Annotated in this window: 18 protein-coding genes; 8 read left to right on the forward strand and 10 right to left on the reverse strand. The window is 61.2% G+C overall.

All coding sequences use genetic code 11. From position 1 onward, the window contains the following. Position 1: 1 nt before the first annotated feature. The gene (locus ACR9ZQ_RS32240) at positions 2-1,357 is read right to left on the reverse strand and encodes an LLM class flavin-dependent oxidoreductase (protein ID WP_481429683.1); all 1,356 of its coding nucleotides are present in this window, start codon (positions 1,355-1,357) and stop codon (positions 2-4) included. A gap of 204 nt (positions 1,358-1,561) precedes the next feature. Between ACR9ZQ_RS32240 and tauA the strand changes: the two genes are divergently transcribed. The 4 genes from tauA to scpA all read left to right on the forward strand — a co-directional run bounded on the left by tauA (position 1,562) and on the right by scpA (position 6,486). Next, positions 1,562-2,566, forward strand: a complete 1,005-nt coding sequence (tauA, locus tag ACR9ZQ_RS32245) for a taurine ABC transporter substrate-binding protein (RefSeq protein WP_481429684.1) — start codon at positions 1,562-1,564, stop codon at positions 2,564-2,566. Between the two features lie 63 nt (positions 2,567-2,629). Then, on the forward strand, positions 2,630-3,424 hold the full coding sequence (locus ACR9ZQ_RS32250) for a taurine ABC transporter ATP-binding protein (protein ID WP_481429685.1): 795 nt from the start codon (positions 2,630-2,632) through the stop codon (positions 3,422-3,424). Beyond that, a complete protein-coding gene (locus ACR9ZQ_RS32255) occupies positions 3,421-4,251 on the forward strand; it encodes an ABC transporter permease subunit (RefSeq protein ID WP_481429686.1) in 831 nt (276 codons plus the stop codon). The genes ACR9ZQ_RS32250 and ACR9ZQ_RS32255 overlap by 4 nt, the downstream gene beginning before the upstream one ends. Before the next feature lie 99 nt (positions 4,252-4,350). Then, positions 4,351-6,486, forward strand: coding sequence for a methylmalonyl-CoA mutase (gene scpA, locus ACR9ZQ_RS32260; protein ID WP_481429687.1), 2,136 nt, complete (start codon positions 4,351-4,353; stop codon positions 6,484-6,486). A gap of 1 nt (position 6,487) precedes the next feature. Here scpA and ACR9ZQ_RS32265 read toward each other — a convergent pair whose 3' ends face one another. Then, positions 6,488-7,648, reverse strand: a complete 1,161-nt coding sequence (locus tag ACR9ZQ_RS32265) for a fumarylacetoacetate hydrolase family protein (RefSeq protein WP_310381897.1) — start codon at positions 7,646-7,648, stop codon at positions 6,488-6,490. Positions 7,649-8,015: 367 nt separating this feature from the next. On the opposite strand from ACR9ZQ_RS32265, the gene ACR9ZQ_RS32270 reads away from it, so the two are divergent. Genes ACR9ZQ_RS32270 through ACR9ZQ_RS32280 form a run of 3 tightly spaced genes read left to right on the forward strand, consistent with a single transcriptional unit; the run spans position 8,016 to position 10,555 of the window. Beyond that, positions 8,016-9,026 carry a Gfo/Idh/MocA family protein gene (locus ACR9ZQ_RS32270; protein WP_481429688.1) on the forward strand — a complete coding sequence of 337 codons (1,011 nt, stop codon included), beginning with the start codon at positions 8,016-8,018 and terminating at the stop codon, positions 9,024-9,026. A gap of 10 nt (positions 9,027-9,036) precedes the next feature. Next, positions 9,037-10,134, forward strand: coding sequence for a Gfo/Idh/MocA family protein (locus tag ACR9ZQ_RS32275; RefSeq protein WP_310381901.1), 1,098 nt, complete (start codon positions 9,037-9,039; stop codon positions 10,132-10,134). A gap of 10 nt (positions 10,135-10,144) precedes the next feature. Beyond that, positions 10,145-10,555 carry a VOC family protein gene (locus ACR9ZQ_RS32280; RefSeq protein WP_481429689.1) on the forward strand — a complete coding sequence of 137 codons (411 nt, stop codon included), beginning with the start codon at positions 10,145-10,147 and terminating at the stop codon, positions 10,553-10,555. Between the two features lie 61 nt (positions 10,556-10,616). On the opposite strand, the gene cydX is transcribed toward ACR9ZQ_RS32280, so the two are convergent. The 7 genes from cydX to ACR9ZQ_RS32315 all read right to left on the reverse strand — a co-directional run bounded on the left by cydX (position 10,617) and on the right by ACR9ZQ_RS32315 (position 18,390). Further along, entirely contained in the window at positions 10,617-10,739 is a 123-nt protein-coding gene (cydX, locus tag ACR9ZQ_RS32285) for a cytochrome bd-I oxidase subunit CydX (protein ID WP_007815879.1), read from the reverse strand. Positions 10,740-10,751: 12 nt separating this feature from the next. Beyond that, on the reverse strand, positions 10,752-11,906 hold the full coding sequence (cydB, locus tag ACR9ZQ_RS32290) for a cytochrome d ubiquinol oxidase subunit II (RefSeq protein WP_481429690.1): 1,155 nt from the start codon (positions 11,904-11,906) through the stop codon (positions 10,752-10,754). A gap of 6 nt (positions 11,907-11,912) precedes the next feature. Continuing rightward, positions 11,913-13,490: a cytochrome ubiquinol oxidase subunit I gene (locus tag ACR9ZQ_RS32295; protein ID WP_481429691.1), complete on the reverse strand. Its 1,578-nt coding sequence runs from the start codon at positions 13,488-13,490 to the stop codon at positions 11,913-11,915. 78 nt (positions 13,491-13,568) lie between these two features. Beyond that, a complete protein-coding gene (locus tag ACR9ZQ_RS32300; protein ID WP_481429692.1) occupies positions 13,569-15,260 on the reverse strand; it encodes an amino acid ABC transporter ATP-binding/permease protein in 1,692 nt (563 codons plus the stop codon). Beyond that, positions 15,257-16,963, reverse strand: coding sequence for a thiol reductant ABC exporter subunit CydD (cydD, locus tag ACR9ZQ_RS32305; RefSeq protein ID WP_481429693.1), 1,707 nt, complete (start codon positions 16,961-16,963; stop codon positions 15,257-15,259). Before cydD ends, ACR9ZQ_RS32300 begins: the two co-directional genes overlap by 4 nt. 4 nt (positions 16,964-16,967) lie before the next feature. After that, positions 16,968-17,543 carry a GbsR/MarR family transcriptional regulator gene (locus ACR9ZQ_RS32310; RefSeq protein ID WP_007815869.1) on the reverse strand — a complete coding sequence of 192 codons (576 nt, stop codon included), beginning with the start codon at positions 17,541-17,543 and terminating at the stop codon, positions 16,968-16,970. Between the two features lie 247 nt (positions 17,544-17,790). After that, complete coding sequence (locus ACR9ZQ_RS32315; protein WP_481429694.1) at positions 17,791-18,390, reverse strand: HupE/UreJ family protein; 600 nt, start codon at positions 18,388-18,390, stop codon at positions 17,791-17,793. A gap of 243 nt (positions 18,391-18,633) precedes the next feature. Here ACR9ZQ_RS32315 and ACR9ZQ_RS32320 point away from each other — a divergent pair, with 243 nt between their 5' ends. Continuing rightward, positions 18,634-19,665 (forward strand): hydroxyacid dehydrogenase, encoded by a 1,032-nt coding sequence (locus ACR9ZQ_RS32320; RefSeq protein ID WP_481429695.1) that lies wholly within the window; start codon positions 18,634-18,636, stop codon positions 19,663-19,665. Here the strand turns inward: ACR9ZQ_RS32320 and ACR9ZQ_RS32325 are convergent. Continuing rightward, the gene (locus ACR9ZQ_RS32325) at positions 19,662-20,675 is read right to left on the reverse strand and encodes a Tim44 domain-containing protein (protein WP_481429696.1); all 1,014 of its coding nucleotides are present in this window, start codon (positions 20,673-20,675) and stop codon (positions 19,662-19,664) included. The two genes, ACR9ZQ_RS32320 and ACR9ZQ_RS32325, sit on opposite strands and share 4 nt — an antisense overlap. Positions 20,676-20,754: the final 79 nt, after the last annotated feature.

Raw genomic sequence — 20,754 nt, forward strand, 5'->3', positions numbered from 1 at the left:
ATTATCGCCTGAACTGTGCGGCGGGGTGGCTGGCCGGCAGCCGGCCATTGCCGCCGAACAGCTTCTGGCGCAGCGGCCCTTCCACATAGTCGGCCTTGAACAGGCCGCGCTCCTGCAGCACAGGCACGACGAAATCGACGAAATCATGAAGGCTCTCAGGTGCCACAGTGCGTGCGAGATTGAAGCCGTCGATGCCGCCTTCCTCGATCCAGCGCTGCAGGGTATCGGCAATCTGTTCCGGCGATCCGACAATCGGCTTCATGCGGCTGCCGAGCACCATCTGGTCTATGATCTGCCGCTTCGTCACCGGCTTTGCCGCCTGCTTGGTGATTGCCGCTAGTGCCGACTGATTGGCGTTGGTCGAGTTCTGGTCGATCACGTCATCGAGCCCGTATTTCGAAAAATCGATGCCGACGGAGGCCGAATAATGCGCAAGCGACGCTTCGATGCTTGCGTGCCGGCGATAGTCCTCGAGCTTCTCCTGCGCTTGGGCTTCGGTCTTGCCGACAACGACGGTAATCAGGCTCAGGATCTTGATCGCATCCGCGCCGCGGCCATTGGCAAGCGTCTTGGCGCGAAGCGCATCGACGGTCGGGCGCGCCGCCTGCGGGCTCGGCCCGGCGATAAAGACACATTCGGCATGGCGGGCGGCAAAATCCTGTCCGCGTGCGGATGCGCCGGCCTGGAAGAGCAGCGGAGTGCGCTGCGGCGAGGGCTCCGAGAGATGGATGCCCTCCATCTTGTAATACTGGCCCTGATGGCTGACCGCCCGCACTTTAGCGGCATCCGCAAAGACGCCGCTTTCCCTGTCGCGCAGCACCGCACCATCGTCCCAGCTTCCCTCCCAGAGCTTGTAAAGGATTTCGAGATATTCCTCGGCGGCGTCGTAACGCGCATCATGCTCCGGCAGCTTGTCGAAACCCATGCTGCGGGCAGCGCTATCGAGATAGCCGGTGACGATGTTCCAGCCGATGCGTCCCTTGGTCAGGTGATCGAGGGTCGACATGCGCCGCGCCAGCAGGAAGGGCGGCTCATAGGTCGTATTGACGGTGACGCCGAAGCCGAGATGCTTCGTCACGTAAGCCATTGCCGAAATCGGCATTAGCGGATCGTTGACCGGGATATGCGCGCCCGTCTCGATGACCGGGCCCGGGCTGTTCTTATAGATATCGTAGACGCCAACAATATCGGCGAGAAATATGCCGTCCAGCTTGCCGCGTTCGGCCGTGCGCGCAAAATCTGCCCAATAATCGAGATCGGTATAGTTGACCGAACGATCCCGCGGATGCGTCCACATGCCGTGATTTATGTGCCCGGCGCAGTTCATATCGAAGGCGTAGATCTGCATTTTCTTCATCAATACTGTCCTGAGATGTCAGTCGGTCATTTGGTGGAATTATCGGGCAGATCGGGAAACCACCGGTTCTCTCTCACTATTTAGAAGCAAATTATCTCGCATGCCCGATTCCGGGAATTTTCTATCTCTATAAAATCTATGAATTTTACAATGATCTAACCACATTCCGGGGTGGAATGATTTTGAACATTGCGGGAGAGGGATATGAAAATCAACCGACGCAACCTTCTGGGTACGGCCGCTGCCGCTGTCCTCACCTTGACCACCTATGCGGCCCACGCTGCCGACGTCACGCTGAATATCGGCTACCAGCCGATCGTCGAGCCGTCCCGCGTACCGCAGGCCGACGGTACCTATGAAAAGGAGACCAAGGCCAAGATCAACTGGCAGAAATTCGATAGCGGCGCCGATGTCATCACCGCCATCGCTTCCGGTTCCATCGATATCGGTTATGTCGGCTCATCGCCGCTTGCCGCTGCCGCCAGCCGCGAACTGCCGATCGAGACGATCTATGTCGTCGGTCTCATAAGCGACGCCGAAGCGCTCGCCGTCAAGGGTATCACCAAGCCCGAAGATTTGAAGGGCAAGAAGATCGCCACGCCCTTCGTTTCGACCGCGCATTATAGCCTGCTGACGGCGCTGAAGCATTGGAAGGTCGATCCGAAGTCGGTGCAGATCCTCAACCTGCGTCCGCCGGAAATCGCCGCCGCCTGGGAACGCGGTGACATCGATGGCGCCTATGTCTGGGATCCGGTCCTGGCGCAGCTTAAGAAGAGCGGCAGCGTGCTCGCCACGTCCGCCGATGTCGCCAAGTGGGGCGGCCCGACCTTCGATGCCTGGATCGTCAGCAAGAAATTTGCCGAGGCCCATCCTGAAGTCGTCACCGGCTTCGTGAAGGTCACGGGTGCGGCTTATGCTTCCTACCTCGCCAATCCAGATAGCTGGAATGCGAAATCACCGGAAGCCGAAAAGATTGCCAAGCTCACCGGCGCCAAGACCGATGAAGTGCCGGCTCTTCTCAAGGGCTACACTTTCCCGAGCCTGAAGGAGCAGGCCAGCGCCGATCTCCTCGGTGGCGGTACGACGAAGGCCGTTGCTGAAACCTCGGCCTTCCTCCTCGATCAGGGCAAGATCCCCGGCGTTTTGAAGGACTACAGCCCCTATGTTTCCGACCGCTGGGTCAAGCAAGCAGCCAAGGCAGGTCTTTGATCCTCCCAAGGGTCCCGGCGTGGCTTCGGCTGCGCCGGTTTTTCTCAAACAGGTGATGCCCATATGAGCATACTTTCACTACAGTCCCTGTCGCTCGATTATGCCGAGGCAGGTAGTCGTCGGAAGAGACGTGTGCTCGATGGCGTCAACCTACATATCACTTCGGACGAATTCGTGGTTGTCATTGGCCGTTCCGGTTCCGGCAAGACTAGTCTTCTCAATATTGCTGCAGGTTTCATTGAGCCGAGCGAGGGACGCGTGCTGGTCGACGGCAAAGAGATAGACGGGCCGGGCGTAGACCGGGCTGTCGTGTTTCAGGATGACGCGCTCTATCCCTGGCTGACCGCCGGCGGCAACGTGGCCTTTCCACTGAGGCTTCAAGGCATCTCGAAAGGGGAGAGACAGCGCCGCGCGGAAGAACTGCTGGTGAAAGTCGGGCTCGATGGCGCGGGTCACAAGAATATCTGGGAACTCTCAGGCGGCATGCGCCAGCGCGTCGGCATCGCCCGCGCGCTCGCCTCCGGCCCTCGCTTCCTGTTGCTTGATGAGCCGCTCGGTGCGCTCGACGCGCTGACACGCAGCCGCATGCAGAAATTCCTGCTGGATGTCTGGGCAGAAAGCAAAACGGGTGCCCTGCTGATCACCCACAGCATTGACGAGGCTCTGTTGCTTGCAACACGCATCATCGTGCTGGCGCCCAATCCCGGCCGTATCGTCGCCGACATCAAGACCGAGTTTGGCAAGGCGTTGCTCGAAGGCAGAAGCGTCAAGGAGATCAAGGCGCTTACTGCGTTCAAACATCTGCATGACGAACTGACCGCACTCATCCACGCGGATGAAGAGGAGATTGCCGCATGAGCGTCGAGGCGGAAGCACTCACAACCGCGGTGTCGGATCGACCGGTAGAGGCGCGGCCGAAACGCCGCGGCACGCTGCCGATCTCGCTCGCGACGATTGCCGTTATCATCGCCGGCTGGAGCCTTGCTTCAGCCTATGGCGCGGTTTCTCCGGTCTTCCTGCCGTCGCCGCTTGTCGTGGCGAAATCGCTTGCCAATGTCGCGGTCAACGGCTTCGTCGATTCCACGCTTGCCGAACATACGCTCGCAAGCCTGCTGCGCATCTTTTCAGCGCTTGCCGTCTCGCTCATCATCGGTGTGCCGGCAGGTCTTGCCATCGCAACCAGCCGCATCGGCAAGGGCATCCTTGATCCGATTGTCGAATTCCTGCGGCCCCTGCCGCCGCTTGCCTATCTACCGCTGATCATCATCTGGGTCGGCATCGGCGAGGCGTCGAAGGTCACCGTCATCTCCCTCGCAATGCTGCCGCCGATCATCCTGTCGACGGCATCAGGCGTCAAATCCGCGCCAGGCGATTTCGTCAACGCCGCCCGCTCCTTCGGGGCGAACCGGCTGCAGGCGCTGTTGCACGTCATTCTTCCGGGCGCCATTCCGTCGATCCTGACGGGGACGCGCATTGCGCTCGGTGCCGGCTGGTCGACGCTGGTCGCAGCCGAACTCGTTGCGGCAAGCCAAGGCCTCGGCTTTATGATCCAGTCTGCGGCGCAGTTCCTGGTGACCGATATCGTCATCGGCGGGATCATCGTCATTGCCGCGATTGCCTTCCTGCTCGAGATCCTGGCACGGCTGATCGAGCGGTTGTTCGTGCCCTGGGCCGCGCATCGCTGAACGTCTATCATCGCCTTGCCGATGAAATTATCCTAAGGCTGTATCGCGCCGCGTCACCGCATGGTGGTAGCGTGGTGCGCAGACGATGCGGAGGATGATATGACGAAGAAGACGCTGTCGGACTGGGAGGCGCTGGCGGAAAAGGAGTTGCGCGCAGCACCGGATACGCTGACCTGGCACACGCCCGAAGGCATCGACGTCAAACCGCTCTACACGGCCGCCGATCTGAACGGCACGGATGCGGACAGCCTACCGGGCTTTGCGCCTTTCACGCGCGGTCCGCGCGCCACCATGTATGCCGGCCGGCCCTGGACGATCCGGCAATATGCCGGCTTTTCGACCGCCGAGGCATCCAACGCCTTCTATCGTCGTAACCTTGCTGCGGGCCAGAAGGGTCTCTCCGTCGCCTTCGATCTTGCCACCCATCGCGGCTATGACAGCGATCATCCCCGCGTCGTCGGCGATGTCGGCAAGGCGGGTGTTGCGATCGACAGCGTCGAGGACATGAAGATCCTCTTCGACGGCATTCCGCTGCAGGATATGTCCGTGTCCATGACCATGAATGGCGCGGTCATCCCGATTCTTGCGAATTTCATCGTTGCCGGCGAGGAGCAGGGCGTTTCGAAGGCGGAGCTTTCCGGGACCATCCAGAACGATATCCTCAAGGAGTTCATGGTCCGCAACACCTATATTTACCCACCGGAACCCTCGATGCGCATCGTCGCCGATATCATCGAATATACGGCGAAGGAGATGCCGAAATTCAATTCCATTTCGATCTCCGGCTATCACATGCAGGAGGCTGGCGCGACGTTGGTGCAGGAGCTTGCCTTCACCCTCGCCGACGGGCGCGAATATGTGCGTGCGGCGATCGCCAAGGGGCTGAATGTTGATGATTTCGCCGGCCGGCTCTCCTTCTTCTTCGCGATCGGCATGAATTTTTTCATGGAGGCGGCCAAGCTTCGCGCTGCCCGCCTGCTCTGGACCCGCGTCATGGAGGAGTTCCAGCCGAAGAAAGCGTCTTCGCTGATGCTGCGCACCCACTGCCAGACATCGGGTGTGTCGCTGCAGGAGCAGGATCCCTACAACAACATCATCCGCACTGCTTTTGAAGCCATGTCCGCCGTGCTCGGCGGCACGCAGTCGCTGCACACGAATTCCTTCGATGAGGCGATCGCGCTCCCGACGGAGTTTTCCGCGCGTATTGCCCGCAATACGCAGCTCATTCTGCAGCACGAGACCGGCGTTACCAACGTCGTCGACCCGCTCGCCGGCTCGTACTACGTGGAGAGCTTGACGAAGGAACTGGCTGACAAGGCCTGGGCGTTGATCGAAGAGGTCGAGGCGCTCGGTGGCATGACGAAGGCCGTCAATGAAGGCTTGCCGAAGCGGCTGATCGAGGAAGCCGCCGCCCGTCGCCAGGCCGCGGTCGACAAGGGCGACGAGGTCATTGTCGGCGTCAACAAATACCGGCTGGAGACCGAACAGACGATCGACATTCTTGAAATCGACAACAGCGCGGTACGCACCGCTCAGATCCGCCGCATCGAGGAAACCAAGCGGCGGCGCGACGGCGTGAAGGTCAAGGAAACACTGGAAGCGCTTCTGGAGATTGCCCGCAGCGGCAATGGCAATCTGCTTGCGGCCGCCGTTGAAGCGGCGCGGGCGCGCGCCACGGTCGGCGAAATCTCCGATGCGATGCGCGAGGTCTTCGGCGATCATTTTGCGACGCCCAAGGTCATCCGCGGCATCTATGGTGCGGCCTACCGGGACGAGCCGGAGCTTGACGTGCTCAAGGTGCGTATGGCGGAAGTCACCGAGGCCATTGGCCGCAAGCCGAAGATTATGGTCGCCAAGCTCGGCCAGGATGGGCATGACCGCGGTGCCAAGGTCATTGCCTCCGCTTTCGGCGATGTCGGTTTCGACGTTCTCGCCGGCCCGCTGTTCCAGACACCCGAAGAAGCGGCCAGCATGGCGCTCGGCGAGAAGGTCAATGTCGTCGGCGTTTCGTCGCTCGCCGCTGGTCACCGGACGCTATTGCCACAGCTTATCGATAAGCTGAAGGAACAGGGCGGCGGCGATATCATCGTCGTCTGCGGCGGCGTCATTCCGCGGCAGGACTATGAATTCCTGCACGAACACGGCGTTGCCGCCGTGTTCGGTCCAGGTACGAATGTGCTCGAGGCCGCAAACTCCGTTCTCGACCTGCTGCAGGGTATCAGGCGAAACCAGTAGCTCAGATCAGCCCGCGCTTTGCGAGATTGCCCATCAGCGACGAGATGCCAAAGGTCCAGGGTGGGCATTCTGTGGAAAGCCTCACCGTATTGACCAGCGCGCCAAGGCCGGCCGACGAGATTTCCACGACGTCGCCGATCTTGTGCGTGAAACCTTGGTTCTTCGCGTCGCGATCCTGCGTCGGCGCAAAGAGCGTGCCGAGGAACAGCATGAAACCATCCGGATATTGGTGATGAGCGCCAACCGTCTGCTTGACGAGATCGGTTGGATCGCGGCTGATCTGCGACATGGAGCTCTTGCCATGCAGCACGAAACCATCCGTGCCAGTGACCTTGAGGTCGAGCTCGGCCTTGCGTACATCGTCGAGGCTGTAGCTCGCATCAAACAGACGGATGAAAGGACCGATGGAGCAGGAAGCGTTGTTGTCTTTCGCCTTTCCAAGCAGCAGCGCGGAGCGGCCTTCGACATCGCGCAAGTTCACGTCGTTGCCGAGCGTGGCGCCCTTGATCTCGCCGCGGCTGTTGACCGCCAGCACGATTTCAGGCTCCGGATTGTTCCAGGTCGAGATTGGGTGAAGGCCGACGTCCGAGCCCCAGCCGACGGATGAGAGAACCGGCGACTTGGTGAAGACCTCGGCGTCAGGGCCGATGCCGACCTCAAGATATTGCGACCAGATGCCTTCTTCGATCAGAGCTTGCTTAACCTCTTGCGCTTCCGGCGAACCGGCCTTGATGTTGGTCAGGCTACCGCCGATCAGCGTGCTGACGCGTTCGCGGATAGAGGCAGCGCGATCCGGATTACCAGCCGCCTTCTCCTCGATGACGCGTTCGATCATCGACTGGGCGAAGGTCACGCCGCAGGCCTTGATTGCCTGCAGGTCCGCCGGCGCCAGGAGATAGGCCTTGCTCGCATCGGGCTTGCCTGTGCTGTTGGCGGCAATCGCCTCCAGCGTGCCAAGCACCCTGCCGGTGGCGGCCCGGACGAACTCTGCCGCATCGGCTCGTTCCAGCAGCGCGCTAAGCGTCGGCGCTTCGGCCGAGGTGATATCGACAAGTGCGCCGTCGCGAAGCGTCACGGTGCTCGGTCCGACAACATCAGGATTCCAGGCGCGGCCGACAAACAGGCCACCCGAAGCGGTAGCATCGAGGGGAGAATGGGACATGGTGATCTTCCGTCACAGGGCGGAGCGGGGAGCGCTCCTGCAGAAAGGGATAGCTGCCGTCCTCCTACCCGACGGCTACGAAAATCGAGCATATTCATCGGGCAAGAGCAAGTCTCAACGGACGAAAAGCGGTTCTCATCGGCGGCTTGCGCCCGCGACGCAATGGAGCACCCAAGCGGCATTTCCTCATAACTTATAACTATTTAGATACAAAATAACCGTTCTATTTCATATATTTACCAATGCGGCAAAAGAGTTTTACCGCTGATCTTGCCTTGACAGGGCTTCTCTTTCGCTGTCTGTTTTGCGCCATGGAGGAGGGTCGGCGGCTGCCGATTCCGGAAATTTCGCGGGAGGAAATACTGCGATGCTGAGATTTGCCGTCGTCGGGATCGACCATGGGCACACGTTCGATCATGTGAAGGGATTGCTGGCGGCCGGTGGCGAGTTCGTCGGCTATTGCCCGCAAACGACTGTGCCTGCAATCCGCGAAATGTTCGAGAAGACCTATCCGGATGCCCCGCAGATCGATCGCGAGAAGATCTTTGCCGATCCCTCGATCGATGTCATCTGCATTGCCGCCATTCCGCGCGACCGCGCCGGCCTTGCCATCCGCGCCATGAAGGCTGGCAAGGATGTGATGACCGACAAGCCGGGTGTCACGACCTTTGCCCAGCTGGAAGAGGTCAAACGTACCGTTGCCGAGACCGGCAAGATCTTCTCCATCTGCTTTTCCGAGCGTCATTGCGTGCGCTCCGCCGTCAAGGCGGGCAAGCTGGTGAAGGAAGGGGCGATCGGCAAGGTTATCCAGACGCTCGGCATGGGGCCACACCGACTGCAGCTGCCGACACGGCCGGACTGGTTCTTCGATCCGGAAGCCTTTGGCGGCATCATCGTCGATATTGCCTCGCATCAGGTCGACCAGTTCCTGTTCTACACCGGCTCGACGACGGGTGAGGTGGTCGCAAGCTCTGTTGGTAATTTCGGCATGCCGGAAAAGCCTGATTTCCAGGATTTCGGCGAAGTGCTGCTGCGTTCCGACAAGGCGAGCGGTTATGTCCGCGTCGACTGGTTCACGCCGGAGGCGCTGCCCACCTGGGGCGACGGACGCCTGACCATTCTCGGCACCGAGGGTTATATCGAGCTGCGCAAATATATCGATATCGCCGGCCGGCCCGGCAAGGATCATCTCTTCCTCGTCAACGGCAAGGAGATGACGCATATCGATTGCAGTGGCGAGAAGCTCGATTATTTCGACGCCTTTGCCGCCGATGTGCGCGACCGCAGCGAAACGGCGATGACGCAGAACCATGTCTACGAAGTCTGCCGCCTTTCAATCGAAGCACAGACCAAGGCCGCCCGCATCGGCACCCGCTGAGGAAAACATCATGACACGGAAACTGCGCGTGGGCGTCATCGGCGCGGGCATTGCAGAACGGCATCTGACAGGCTTCGGCTGGAACCGCGATCTTTTCGAGGTTCCCCTTCTCTGCTCTCTCGACGCGGATCGCGGCCAGTCGCTCTGTGAGGAGCACAAGATCCCTGAATATACCCAGGATACGGATTCGCTCTTCACACGCGACGATCTCGATATCATCGATATCGCCACGCCGCCGAACTCGCATTTCGAGCTCTGCAAAAAGGCGATCGAAAGTGGCAAGCACGTCATCTGCGAAAAGCCGCTTTTCGGCTCGATTGCCGAAGTGGACGAGATGGCGCGCATCCTGGCGCGTTCGAACGGCCGCAAGCTGATGCCGATCTTCCAGTATCGCTACGGCAGCGGCCTGCAGAAGCTGAAGCTTCTGATCGAGCGCGGCCTGGCTGGCCGGCCCTTCCTCACCACCATCGAGACCCATTGGTGGCGCGGGCCGGACTATTACGCCGTGCCATGGCGCGGAAAATGGGCGACGGAACTCGGCGGCGGCCTGCTCGGCCATGCGATCCATGCTCATGACATGCTGAATTATGTGCATGGCCCCTGTGCCGAGGTGTTTTCCTATGGCGCGACGCTGGTTAATCCGATCGAGGTGGAAGATACCGCCGCGCTGTCGGTGAAGATGCAGAACGGCTCCCTTGCTACGCTGTCCATGACACTCGGCTCACGCAAGGAAATCTCCAGGCTGCGTTTCTGCTTCAGCGATCTCGTCGCCGAGAGCATTCTGGAACCCTACACGATGGGCCGCGATCCCTGGACCTTCATCGCTGGGACCGAGGAACATCAGGCCCGCATCGACGCAGCGCTTGCCGGCTACGAAGCCAAGGAAGACGGTTATACGCGCCAGTTCGAGCTGTTCCATCAGGCCCTTATGGAGGGCAGGGATCCGCCGGTCACCCTGCAGGATGCGCGCAATTCGCTGGAGCTCGTAACAGCCGCCTATTATTCGCAGCGTTCCGGCCAACCGACGCCGATGCCGATCACGGCCGACCATCCGCTCTATCGTTCCTGGCTGCCGGAAGAAGAACGGCGCGTTGCGGCAGGCGTCTGAGGTAGTTAAGATGCTGAAATCATTCGAACGTATCGGTATGACCGTCAGCAATATGGATCGTGCCATCGAGTTCTATTGTGGTCTGCTCGGGCTGAAACTGCAGCTGCGCAAGCAGATGCCTGATGGCATGCAGGTTGCCTTCCTCGACGCTGGCGGCGGCATGCTAGAAGTTTTCGCCCCGCCTGGCGGGGCCGCTCGCGCGGTCGATCTTCCCGAAGGAACGGCAGGCGTCAAGCACATCACCTTCCATTTCGAGAAGGTCGAAGAAACCTTCGCGCAGCTGGAAGCGGCAGGCGTCGAAATCAAGGAACGGCCGCGCTTTGCCGTCCATTCGGAGATGCTGAACAGGATCGCCTTTGTCCGCGATCCCGATGGCATCATTGTCGAGCTTGCGGAGCGGTCGCAGAACCGGCTTGGCTGACAGCTGTGCGGCGATGAGCTGAAAGAAAAAGGGCGCGGTTTGGGCCGCGCCCTTCAATTCGCTATCGGCGTTCGCCCGATGCCTTTTTCTTGGCTTCGTCATCCACCAGCTCGTACCATATGGCGTTGAGGACGGCGAAGGCGGCTGCCAGTGGCAGGCCGAGTATCCATGCGAAATACCACATCGTTTCGTCTCCTCAGTAAGCGTGGCTGTTTTTGTCGGTGATGCTCTTCTCGTCGACCTTGCCCCACAGCACCTTGTAGACCCAGGCGGTGTAGGCAAAGATGATCGGCAGGAAGATGACCGTAACGACCAGCATGATGAAGAGCGTCTGGTGGCTCGACGATGCATCCCAGACCGTCAGGCCCGACCTCGGGTCGAGCGAAGAGGGCAGGATGAACGGGAACATCGAAAGACCGACCGTCGAGATGATGCCTGTTATCGAGAGGTCGCTGAAGAGCAGGGTCATGACTTCCAGCCGTGCTCGCATGGCAAGGAAGGCGGCCGCCGCACCCAGGAAGCCGAGTACCGGAGCGGCGATCATCCAGGGATGGGTGACGTAATTGGCAAGCCATGCACCGCTTTCCAGCGCCACCGTCTTCAGAAGCGGGTTCGACGGGCCGACCGGACTGATATCGCTGGTGATGCGATAACCGCTGACGCCGGCCCAGAGCCATAGGCCGCCGAGCGCAAAGAGCACGATGACCACAAGCGCTGCGATACTGCCGAAGCGCCGAGCGCGATCGGCAACCGGCCCTGTTGCCTTCAGCACCAGCCATGCGCTGCCATGCATTACCAGCATGGCGACGGAAAGCAGGCCGCAGAGAAGGGCATAGGGGTTCAGAAGCGCGAAGAACGAGCCCTCGTAGAAGATCCGCATATCGTCCGCGAAGCGGAAGGGAACGCCTTGCAACACGTTGCCGACGGCAACGCCGAAGATCAGCGACGGCACGAAACCGCCGATGAAGAGCGCCCAGTCCCAGCCGTTTCGCCAGCGCGCGCTGTCGCGCTTGGAGCGATACTTGAAGCCGACCGGACGCAGGATGAGCGCGAAGAGGATCGCAAACATCGCCAGATAGAAGCCCGAGAAGGAGACCGCGTAGAGCGGCGGCCAGGCGGCGAAGATCGCGCCGCCTGCGAGGATGAGCCAGACCTGATTGCCTTCCCAGGTGGCGCCGATCGTGTTGATGGTGACACGGCGTTCCGCATCGGTCTTGGCGACGAAGGGCAGGAGCGTTCCGACGCCGAGGTCGAAGCCGTCGGTGACGGCGAAGGCGATCAAGAGCACGCCGAGCAGCACCCACCAGATGAGGCGCAGGGTTCCATAATCGATGAGTTCATGAAGGATCATGACAGGTCACTCCGCGGGAACGAGGGTTTCGGAAATGAGCTTGGCTTCCGGCTCGTGGTCCGGTTCCGGCCCCTGGCGGATCGCCCTGAGCATCAGGCTCATCTCGATGATGATCAGGGTCGTGTAGAGTGCGGCAAACCCGATGATGGTGAGCAGCACTGCCCAGGCGCCGTGATTGGAGACGGCAACCGCCGTCGGCAGCACGCCTTCGATCACCCAGGGCTGACGGCCGATTTCGGCAACCACCCAGCCGGCCTCGATGGCGATCCAGGGCAGAGGGATGGCAAAGACCGCGATGCGCAGCAGCAGCGGATATTTGTCCAGATGTCGGCGGGCCGACAGCCAGAAGAAGGTTGCCGTCAGAACGATGAAGAACATGCCGAGGCCGACCATGATGCGGAACGACCAGAAGAGCGTCGGCACATGCGGGATGGTGTCGCGTGCCGCCTGGGCAATCTGTTCGTCGGTCGCCTGACGCGGATCGTCGACATAGCGCTTCAGGAGCAAACCATAGCCAAGGTCGTGGCCGAGATCCTCGAAGGAACTGCGGACTTCCTGGGCGACCTGATCCTGGGCCGGTGCGGAACGGATCTGCATCAGCGCATCATAGGCCTTGATGCCGTCGCGGATGCGGGTCTCGGCCTGCTGTTCCAGCTTGTCGATGCCGGGGATTTCCGTCGTCAGCGAGCGTGTGCCGATCAGGCCCATGACCCAGGGGATATGGACGGCGAAATGCGTCTCGCGTGCTTCCTGATCCGGGAAGCCGAAGGCGGTGAAGGCAGCCGGTGCCGGCTCCGTCTTCCACATGGCTTCGATCGCGGCGAGCTTCATCTTCTGGTTTTCGGTGGCGAGATAGCCGCTTTCATCACCGAGCACCACCACCGACAGTGCCGAGGCGAGACCGAAGGAGGCGGCCACCGTCATCGAGCGCTTGGCAAGCTCGATATGCCGGCCCTTCAGCATGTACCAGGCCGAAACGCCGAGCACGAAGATCGAGGCGCAGACGTAGCCAGCTGAAACCGTGTGGACGAACTTCGCCTGGGCGACGGGGTTGAAGACCACGTCGAAGAAGCTTGTTATCTCCATGCGCATCGTCTGCGGATTGAGCGCGGAACCGACCGGGTTCTGCATCCAGCCATTGGCGATGAGGATCCAGAGCGCGGAGAAATTTGAGCCGAGCGCCACCGCCCAGGTGGCGATCAGATGGCCGACCTTCGACAGCTTGTCCCAGCCAAAGAAGAAAAGGCCGACAAAGGTCGCTTCGAGGAAAAAGGCCATCAGGCCCTCGATTGCCAGCGGTGCGCCGAAAATATCGCCGACATAATAGCTGTAATAGCTCCAGTTCATGCCGAACTGGAATTCCATGACGATACCGGTTGCGACACCCAGCACGAAATTAATGCCGAAGAGCGTGCCCCAGAATTTCGTCATCTGTCGCCAGATCTGGCGGCCGGTCATGACATAGGTCGTTTCCATGATGGCAAGCAGCACGGAAAGGCCGAGCGTCAAGGGCACGAACAGAAAGTGATAAAGCGCAGTCAGCGCAAATTGGAAGCGCGATAGCGCTACGATGTCTAGTTCCATTGTCTTACTCCCACGGTCCCACGGGGTATCAAGAAGTTTCCGCATGGCCGGCTGGCCGTGCGGAGCATGCCTGTTCACTCAATCCGGCCGAAGCCGGTCGAGCGCCTTTTCGAACGCCGCCTCTCCACGGCGCGAAACTTCTGAGATGCGGCCGTCCTCGATGACGGCGATCAAGTCTGCAAGCGCCGCTTCGCGGCGAATATGTGTGGCAATGACAAGCGCGCGGCCTTCCGCTCTCAGCGCGAGGCGATGCAGCACATCGCGGGCGGTGCGGCCGTCGAGCCCCTCGGTCGGCTCGTCGAGCAGCCAGAGCGGCGTGTCGCGCAGGAAGAGGCGGGCGAGCGCCAGCCGGCGCGACTGGCCGCCGGAAAGCCCCATGCCGCCTTCGCCGAGCGGGGTATCGAGGCCTGATGGCAGCGCATCGACATCGGCAAGCAGGCCTGCGGCTCTGAGCGCGTCTCGCAGTCGGTCATCTTCAGCATCGGGCGCCGCGAGCAGCAGGTTGCCGCGCAGCGTGTCCTGGAAAAGCTCGGTGCGCTGGGTGAGCAGCGTTGCGTCGAGCGCTGCGGCCATGCCGGCACTTGGCGGCAGTTCGCCTGATAGTAGCGACAGCAGGGTCGATTTGCCGGCGCCGCTGCTGCCGACCACGGCCATGTGCTCACCGCGGCGAAGTTCGAACGTCACCTCCCGCAAGGCCGGCAGTGCCGCCCCATCATTGGCGACGGTCACATTCTGCAGCGCGAAGGCGAGCTCATGGGCCGGAGCCTTGGGCGTGAAATCCGCTTGAACGGCCGAAAGACGGGGTGCGATGCGCTTGGCCGCCAGCATGGTCCTGCCGAATTCCATCGCACCGCGGCGCAATGCGGCAAAGGGTTCTGTTGCGGCAAAGGCGACGAGCATGCCGAGTGCGGCAACAGGTGCGGTGATCGTGCCCGTCTGCATCAGCGTCGCTGATGTCAGCAATGCCCCAACCAGCAGGGCGGTCGAGACGAGCCCGAAACCGAAACTCACGCGGATCTCGATCCTGTTCAGGCGGTCGTCGGCCTTGGCGGTATAGGCGTCCGCGGCGGCGATTGCCTGCTGCTGTGCGGCAAGGCGGTTTGCCATGAGAAGATCGGTCTGCCCAGCGACGAGATCGATGGTCCGCGACCGGATGGTTTCGATGCCGTAGGCGCGGCGGCGAGTGTGCTTCAGTGCCAGCCGGCCGGCGGCGAGCGGCAGGCCAAGCCCCACCAGAACGAGGCAAGATCCGAAGAGCAGGCCGAACAGCGGATGCATCAGGCCGAGTGTCACGCTGGCAACAAGTGCCGTGCCGACTGCTACGGCTGCCGGCACCAGGATGCGAAGATAGAGCGAATCCAACGCATCGATATCGGCGGTCAGCCGGAAGAGCAGCCGGGCCGGACGGTTGAGAAGGGCGCGCGCCGCACCGGCGGAGGCCCAGCCGCGAAACAGGCGCTCGCGAAGGGCGGCGAGCACGGCGAGCGTCGCGTTGTGGGTCGTCAGTCTTTCGCCATAGCGTGCAGCCGTGCGCAGGATGGCAAGGAAACGGATGCTGGCCGATGGCGCGAAGACGTCAAAGGTCGCGGCAACGGTTACCGAGAGACCTGCAAGCGCGGTTGCGGTAATGAACCAGCCGGATAGGCCGAGCAGAGCGATGCCAGCCGTGACGGTCGCAGCCGACAGTGCGGCGCCGAGCAGGAGTTCCTTGCGGCGCGTCTGCATGAACAGGCGCAGGACCGGCTTGACGTCTCTGAGGAACGTGGTCATTCGGCAGCCTCCTGAAGACGCTCCGTATCAAGGCGGATCGCGTGGTGCATGCGTGCGGCCAACAGCGGGTCGTGCGTTGCAACGATCAGTGTGCGGCCCTCAGCAAGAGCAAGCAGGCTCTCGGTGATCTCGGTGGCCGTCTCGGCATCGAGATGTGCGGTCGGCTCGTCAGCGAGGATGATGCGGATATCGGGATCGCAGGCGGCTCGTGCGATCGCAAGGCGCAGCGCCTCGCCGCCAGAAAGGCCGATGCCGCTTTCACCGAGCGGGCGATGTCCATAGGCATTCGCGACACCGCCAAGCTTTGCGGCATCGAGCGCCTTGGAGACTTCTGTCTTGGTGATGCCTGGTCGTCCCAGCGTAATATTGGCAGCAACAGTACCTGCGAAAATATGCGGCTTCTGGCCGATCCAGGCCATTTTGCCGCGATCTGTCGCTGTGCCGCCAATCAGAACCTGGCCCTCATTGCAGGGCGCCAGACCGGCGATCAGCGACAACAATGTTGATTTGCCGGTACCGCTGGCGCCAAGCAGCGCTACGTGTTCGCCGGCGGCAATGTCGAGATTGAAGCCATCAAGGACCAGCACATGATCCGGCTGATAGCGAAAGCTGATATTTTCCAGGCGGATATTGAGGCCCCCGTTCGAGGCAAAGGCTCCTGCCTCTTGGCGATCGGGAAGCGCCATGCCTTCGGCAGCGAGCCTATCCAGCGCCTTCAGCGCGGCCTCGCCCGAGGCCCGGTCATGCCAGACGGCGGAGAGTTCACGCAGCGGCTCGAAAAAGGCCGGTGCCAGCAGCAGGACGAACAGGCCTTGCGAAAGGTCAAGGCCGCCCGACCAGGCGCCAAAGCGGATTTCGCCGAGCAGGCTGAAGCCGACATAGACGGCGGTCATCGCGACGCCGAGTGCCGAAAAGAGTTCGAGCACAGCCGAAGACAGGAAAGCGATCTTCAGCACTGTCATGGTGCGCGTGCGAAGCGATTCTGCTTCCGCGCGAAGCCTGCGCGCCGTGGCATCGACCGCGTTCAGAGAGCGGATCGTCGCAAGACCGCGCAGCCGGTCGAGCAGGAAAGCGTTGAGGCCGCCCGTTGCGACGAGTTGCTTTTCGCTCGCAGTCTGCGCGCGCCAACCAATCAGCGCCATGAAGATCGGAATGAGCGGCGCCGCAAACAGCAGCACGAGCGCGGCGATCCAGGAGATCGGAAAGATGCAGCTAAGGATGATGAGCGGCACAAGGCTTGCCTTCATCCGCGCCGGCTGGAAACGGGAGAGATAGGGCACGATCAGCTCAGCTTGTTCGCCGAGAATGCTGGCGGCCTCACCCGACGCAGGGCGCCCGGCATCAACAGGCGAAAGACGGGCAAGCAGGCGGATGGCGGCGGCGCGTTTTTCACTGAGCTCAGCGCGTGCTGCGCGAAAAGCAATGCGGCCGCCAGCCGCATCGAGACAGCTTTTAACGACGCCGAGCAACAGGATGAAGACCGCGGACCAGAGGATATCGGCAGGGCTTCCACCATCGGCGAGCCGGCCGACGGACCAGGCGAGCAGGCCTGCCTGGGGAATCCAGAGTGCAGCCGCAAACGCTTGCAGCATCGCGGCGCCGCGTAGGTGGCTTTTGGTCTTGGACGGCTTGCTTGCCGCGACCTTACGATCCGGCATCCCGGCCAACTGCTGGTCTCTCGCGTCGAAGGAAGCACTGCCCATGGCGCTAACTCTTGTTCGCAGGATTGGGACGGCGGCGGCCAAGCGAAACGACTCTGTCCTTGGCCTCCAGCAATTTGGTCACTTTCGCACCTAACGAGAGCAACGTCGCAAGCCTTTCTGTTTCAAGTTGTTTTACGTCTTCATACCAATGCGTCAGCTGTTCGATCAGCGTGTGCATCTCGCTCATACGCTCCTGCGCATGGCGTTCGGCCTCGCTCGCCGGGCGCTGCATGAGGATCTCGCGCAGCACAGATAATGTGGGATCGACCTCGCGCTTCTTGCGCTCTTCGGCAAGCGTTCTGAGAATCAGCCAGACATCATCGGGTGTGGTGAAGAAGTCGCGCCGGTCATCCGGCTTGTGGCGCAGAAGCACCAGGTTCCAGGCCTGCAATTCGCGAAGGCTCATGGAGACATTCGAGCGCGATATGCCGAGCGCATCGACGATCTCCTCGGCGCAAAGCGGCGAAGGCGAGACGTAGAGCAGGGCATAGATCTGGCCGACCGTGCGATTGATGCCCCAGCGGGAACCCATTTCACCGAAGTGCAGGACAAAGGACTGAACGAGAGGCGGAAGGTTCATTGTCGTTTCCGTTATATCTGTTATTTCAGAAATTTCTGAAATCACTATACAGACTTTCGCGTTTATGCCGCAATTGCCCAGCTTGACCTGCGTCAATTTGGATACATGCTTCGGTCGTCTGTTCTCATATACCGGCGTCGCGCGCCTGGAATTGACTTGAGTCAAATCGCGCAAATATAAAACGCCCGACAGACAAGTGTCTGCCGGGCGCCAAATGCCATATAAATTTATCGGAGAGGCGTGAGCCTCAGATCAGGCCGGTCAGGATGCCGACGCCGGCAACTGCCGCAAGGCCGCCTGCGGAACGCACGACAAAGGCGCCCTGACGCTCGCCGAAGCGGGCGATGAGGAAGCCGATGCTGAGCCCGACTGCATGCAGCAGGGCGGTTGCGATCATGAAACCTACGGCATAGGCAGCGTCGCCGGCATTTTCAGGCATCTCGGCGCCATGCGCGTGGCCGTGGAAGATTGCAAACAGGCCGACAATCGCCATCGCGACTGCCGTCGAGGCACGGATGTTCAGCGCGACGACAGCGCCGAGCACGATGACGGAAAGCGCAATGCCGGTCTCGACGAAAGGCACATTGATACCGGCAATGCCGAGCGCGCCACCGAAGGCCATGACGAGCACGAAGGTCGCGGGCACGGCCCAGAGCGCGCGGCCGCCAAGCTGGAAGGCGAGAACGCCGACCATGACCATGGCAAGGATGTGATCGAGGCCGGAGATAGGATGGCTGAAACCATGGACAAGGCCGGCCGTCTCACCGACGCCGGTATGAGCATAGGCGACTGCCGGGAGCGCTGCGGTGGCGAGCGTAAGGACGCCGCTCTTGAAGATTGATTTCATTGTGGAATTCCCTCCGAGCTTTTAGATCCTGCGGCCGCCGACCCCTCAGGCACGGTTTCAAGTCGCGTCGCCAAGCTAGTCCAGCGAGATTTTATCGTCAACGAAAAGCATGAAAATAAATAGGAATTTCAATTGCTTATATCATAGGCAATTGCCTTTTTGAAGGGCGGCTTCACAAGAGGCGCTCAACCGGATTATCAATCATCTTGCGGAGGTGTGCCGCCGCGTCTCGAGGAGGACCCCATGACGAATACCGAAAGGCCGCTGGCGATCAGCGCGCCGGAGCCGCGTACGCTCGACCTGATCTTCAGCGATAAGGCGCGCGCCGAACTCAACGCCAAATATGAGATCGTCGAGGCCGATCCCGAAAACATCGCTGGCCTCGACGATGATGTCATCGGCAAGGCGCGCTACATCATCGGCCAGCCACCGCTTTCTGCGGAAACGCTTGGTCGTATGCCGCAGCTCCGCTCGATCCTCAATGTCGAGAGTAATCTCCTCAACAACATGCCCTACGAGATCCTCTTCCAGCGCGGCATTCATGTGGTGACGACCGGACAGGTCTTTGCCGAGCCGGTGGCGGAGATCGGTCTTGGCTTTGCGCTCAGCCTCGCCCGCGGCATCGTCGATGCCGATGTGGCTTTCCGGGAAGGCAATGAACTCTGGGGCGGTGAGGGCAATACGAGCGCCCGGCTAATATCCGGTTCCGAGATCGGCATTGTCGGTTTCGGCGATCTCGGCAAGGCGCTGCGGCGGGTTCTGTCGGGCTTTCGCGCCAGGATCAGGGTTTTCGATCCCTGGATGCCACGCTCGATCCTGGAGGAAAATGGCGTGCAGCCCGCGAGCCTGAACGAAGTGCTGACACAGAGTGATTTCGTTTTCGTCGTCGCATCGGTCACCAGCGAGAACAGGGGCTTTCTTGGTGTGGATGCGTTTGCCAGCATGCGCAAGGGTGCCGCCTTCATCCTGCTCAGTCGTGCTGATGTCGTGGATTTCGACGCGCTGATGGCCGCCGTCGCATCAGGCCACATCGTTGCGGCAAGCGATGTCTATCCGCAGGAGCCGTTGCCGTCAGACCATCCGGTGCGGAACCTCAAGGGCTTCATCCGCTCGGCCCATCGGGCCGGTGCACTCGATATCGCCTTCAAGAGGATGGGCGACATGGTGCTTGAGGATATGGATCTGATGGACCGCGGCCTGCCGCCGATGCGCTGCAAGCGGGCGGAGCGCGAAACGGTGTCCCGCATGCGCTCCAAACCCGTTTCGGTTAATTAAGCAGCGCGCTGGCCGGTGCCCTGGATGGCGGCAAGCTTCCAGTCGGCGCCGGACTTGCGCACGAAGGTCCAGACCTCAGTGCTTTCGCTCGGGCGGCGGTCGTCGCCCGAGACGAGGCGACCGCTGTTGCGCTCGACCATGGCGTCGATCGAGGAGTAGCGCATCGCAAGCGTCGCATATTCCAGCCCGTCGTCGCGCCAGGCTTCGGCGATATCGCCCTGTAGCAGCTTGACGTCGGTAACCTGGTTGCGGACGCCGTTGGTCGCGTTCTCGCCGAGTTCTTCAGCAAGGTAGGACATGGCTTCCGGCGTCGTCAGGCGGCGCAGCGCACCGTAATCCTCCGCGCCATAAGCGGTCTGAATCTTGGTCAGCAATTCCTCGAACTGATCGAGATCGGCCTGGGCAAGGCCGATCTCATCGCTCGGCCGTGCGTTGTGCTGCTGTTGGCCGCTGGAGCCCGAACCGATTGCCGGAATATGGAAGGACGAACCGCCATTGGCCGGCGACATGCCATAGGACTGCGGTCCGCCATAGCTCTGGCCGCCTGCGCCGTAGGACGGCTGGCGGCGATTGGCGAAGAAGCGCATGGCAAGGGTGATCGCTCCGAAGATCAGCGCGATCTGCAGGAGCATGCCGAGGAAACCGAACCCGCCGCCGAAACCGTGGCCGAGCAGCATACCGAGCAGACCGCCAGCAATCAGGCCGCCGATCATCGAACGGCCGAAGCCGCCAAAGAAGCCGGGGCGCTGCTGGGCGTAGCCGGGTTGTTGTGTGTTATAGGGCGTAGTTGTCTGTGGGCGCGGCGTCATCGAGCGCTCAATGGGCGCAACCGGGGCAGGAGCAGTCTGCGTGACCGGAGGCGCGCTGAAGGTACGCGTGCCGCGGCTTCCGAATCCGCCGAATCCACCGGCGCGGCGCGCATCGGCATCACCGATCGAAGCAAAGACGGTAGCGCTCGCAAGAACGGCAATCGCCGCGATCCTGGCAAAACGCGAAACGGCAGTGGGCATTCGTTCATCTCCTATCATGCGCTGAATGGCATGTCGGTACCTAATATAGGTATTCTTTCTGCGCTGTGAAGTTATGCGC

The organism is Rhizobium sp. KNZ14-9A (assembly GCF_056755015.1).

Bases quoted from the DNA above. Each gene is read 5' to 3' on its own strand.
- cydD (WP_481429693.1), bottom strand. From the start codon at position 16,963: ATGGGCAGTGCTTCCTTCGACGCGAGAGACCAGCAGTTGGCCGGGATG.
- tauA (WP_481429684.1), top strand. From the start codon at position 1,562: ATGAAAATCAACCGACGCAACCTTCTGGGTACGGCCGCTGCCGCTGTC.
- ACR9ZQ_RS32265 (WP_310381897.1), bottom strand. From the start codon at position 7,648: ATGTCCCATTCTCCCCTCGATGCTACCGCTTCGGGTGGCCTGTTTGTC.
- cydX (WP_007815879.1), bottom strand. From the start codon at position 10,739: ATGTGGTATTTCGCATGGATACTCGGCCTGCCACTGGCAGCCGCCTTC.
- ACR9ZQ_RS32325 (WP_481429696.1), bottom strand. From the start codon at position 20,675: ATGCCCACTGCCGTTTCGCGTTTTGCCAGGATCGCGGCGATTGCCGTT.
- ACR9ZQ_RS32255 (WP_481429686.1), top strand. From the start codon at position 3,421: ATGAGCGTCGAGGCGGAAGCACTCACAACCGCGGTGTCGGATCGACCG.
- ACR9ZQ_RS32250 (WP_481429685.1), top strand. From the start codon at position 2,630: ATGAGCATACTTTCACTACAGTCCCTGTCGCTCGATTATGCCGAGGCA.
- ACR9ZQ_RS32310 (WP_007815869.1), bottom strand. From the start codon at position 17,543: ATGAACCTTCCGCCTCTCGTTCAGTCCTTTGTCCTGCACTTCGGTGAA.
- ACR9ZQ_RS32275 (WP_310381901.1), top strand. From the start codon at position 9,037: ATGACACGGAAACTGCGCGTGGGCGTCATCGGCGCGGGCATTGCAGAA.
- ACR9ZQ_RS32280 (WP_481429689.1), top strand. From the start codon at position 10,145: ATGCTGAAATCATTCGAACGTATCGGTATGACCGTCAGCAATATGGAT.
- ACR9ZQ_RS32295 (WP_481429691.1), bottom strand. From the start codon at position 13,490: ATGGAACTAGACATCGTAGCGCTATCGCGCTTCCAATTTGCGCTGACT.
- scpA (WP_481429687.1), top strand. From the start codon at position 4,351: ATGACGAAGAAGACGCTGTCGGACTGGGAGGCGCTGGCGGAAAAGGAG.
- ACR9ZQ_RS32320 (WP_481429695.1), top strand. From the start codon at position 18,634: ATGACGAATACCGAAAGGCCGCTGGCGATCAGCGCGCCGGAGCCGCGT.
- ACR9ZQ_RS32270 (WP_481429688.1), top strand. From the start codon at position 8,016: ATGCTGAGATTTGCCGTCGTCGGGATCGACCATGGGCACACGTTCGAT.
- ACR9ZQ_RS32300 (WP_481429692.1), bottom strand. From the start codon at position 15,260: ATGACCACGTTCCTCAGAGACGTCAAGCCGGTCCTGCGCCTGTTCATG.
- ACR9ZQ_RS32240 (WP_481429683.1), bottom strand. From the start codon at position 1,357: ATGAAGAAAATGCAGATCTACGCCTTCGATATGAACTGCGCCGGGCAC.
- ACR9ZQ_RS32315 (WP_481429694.1), bottom strand. From the start codon at position 18,390: ATGAAATCAATCTTCAAGAGCGGCGTCCTTACGCTCGCCACCGCAGCG.
- cydB (WP_481429690.1), bottom strand. From the start codon at position 11,906: ATGATCCTTCATGAACTCATCGATTATGGAACCCTGCGCCTCATCTGG.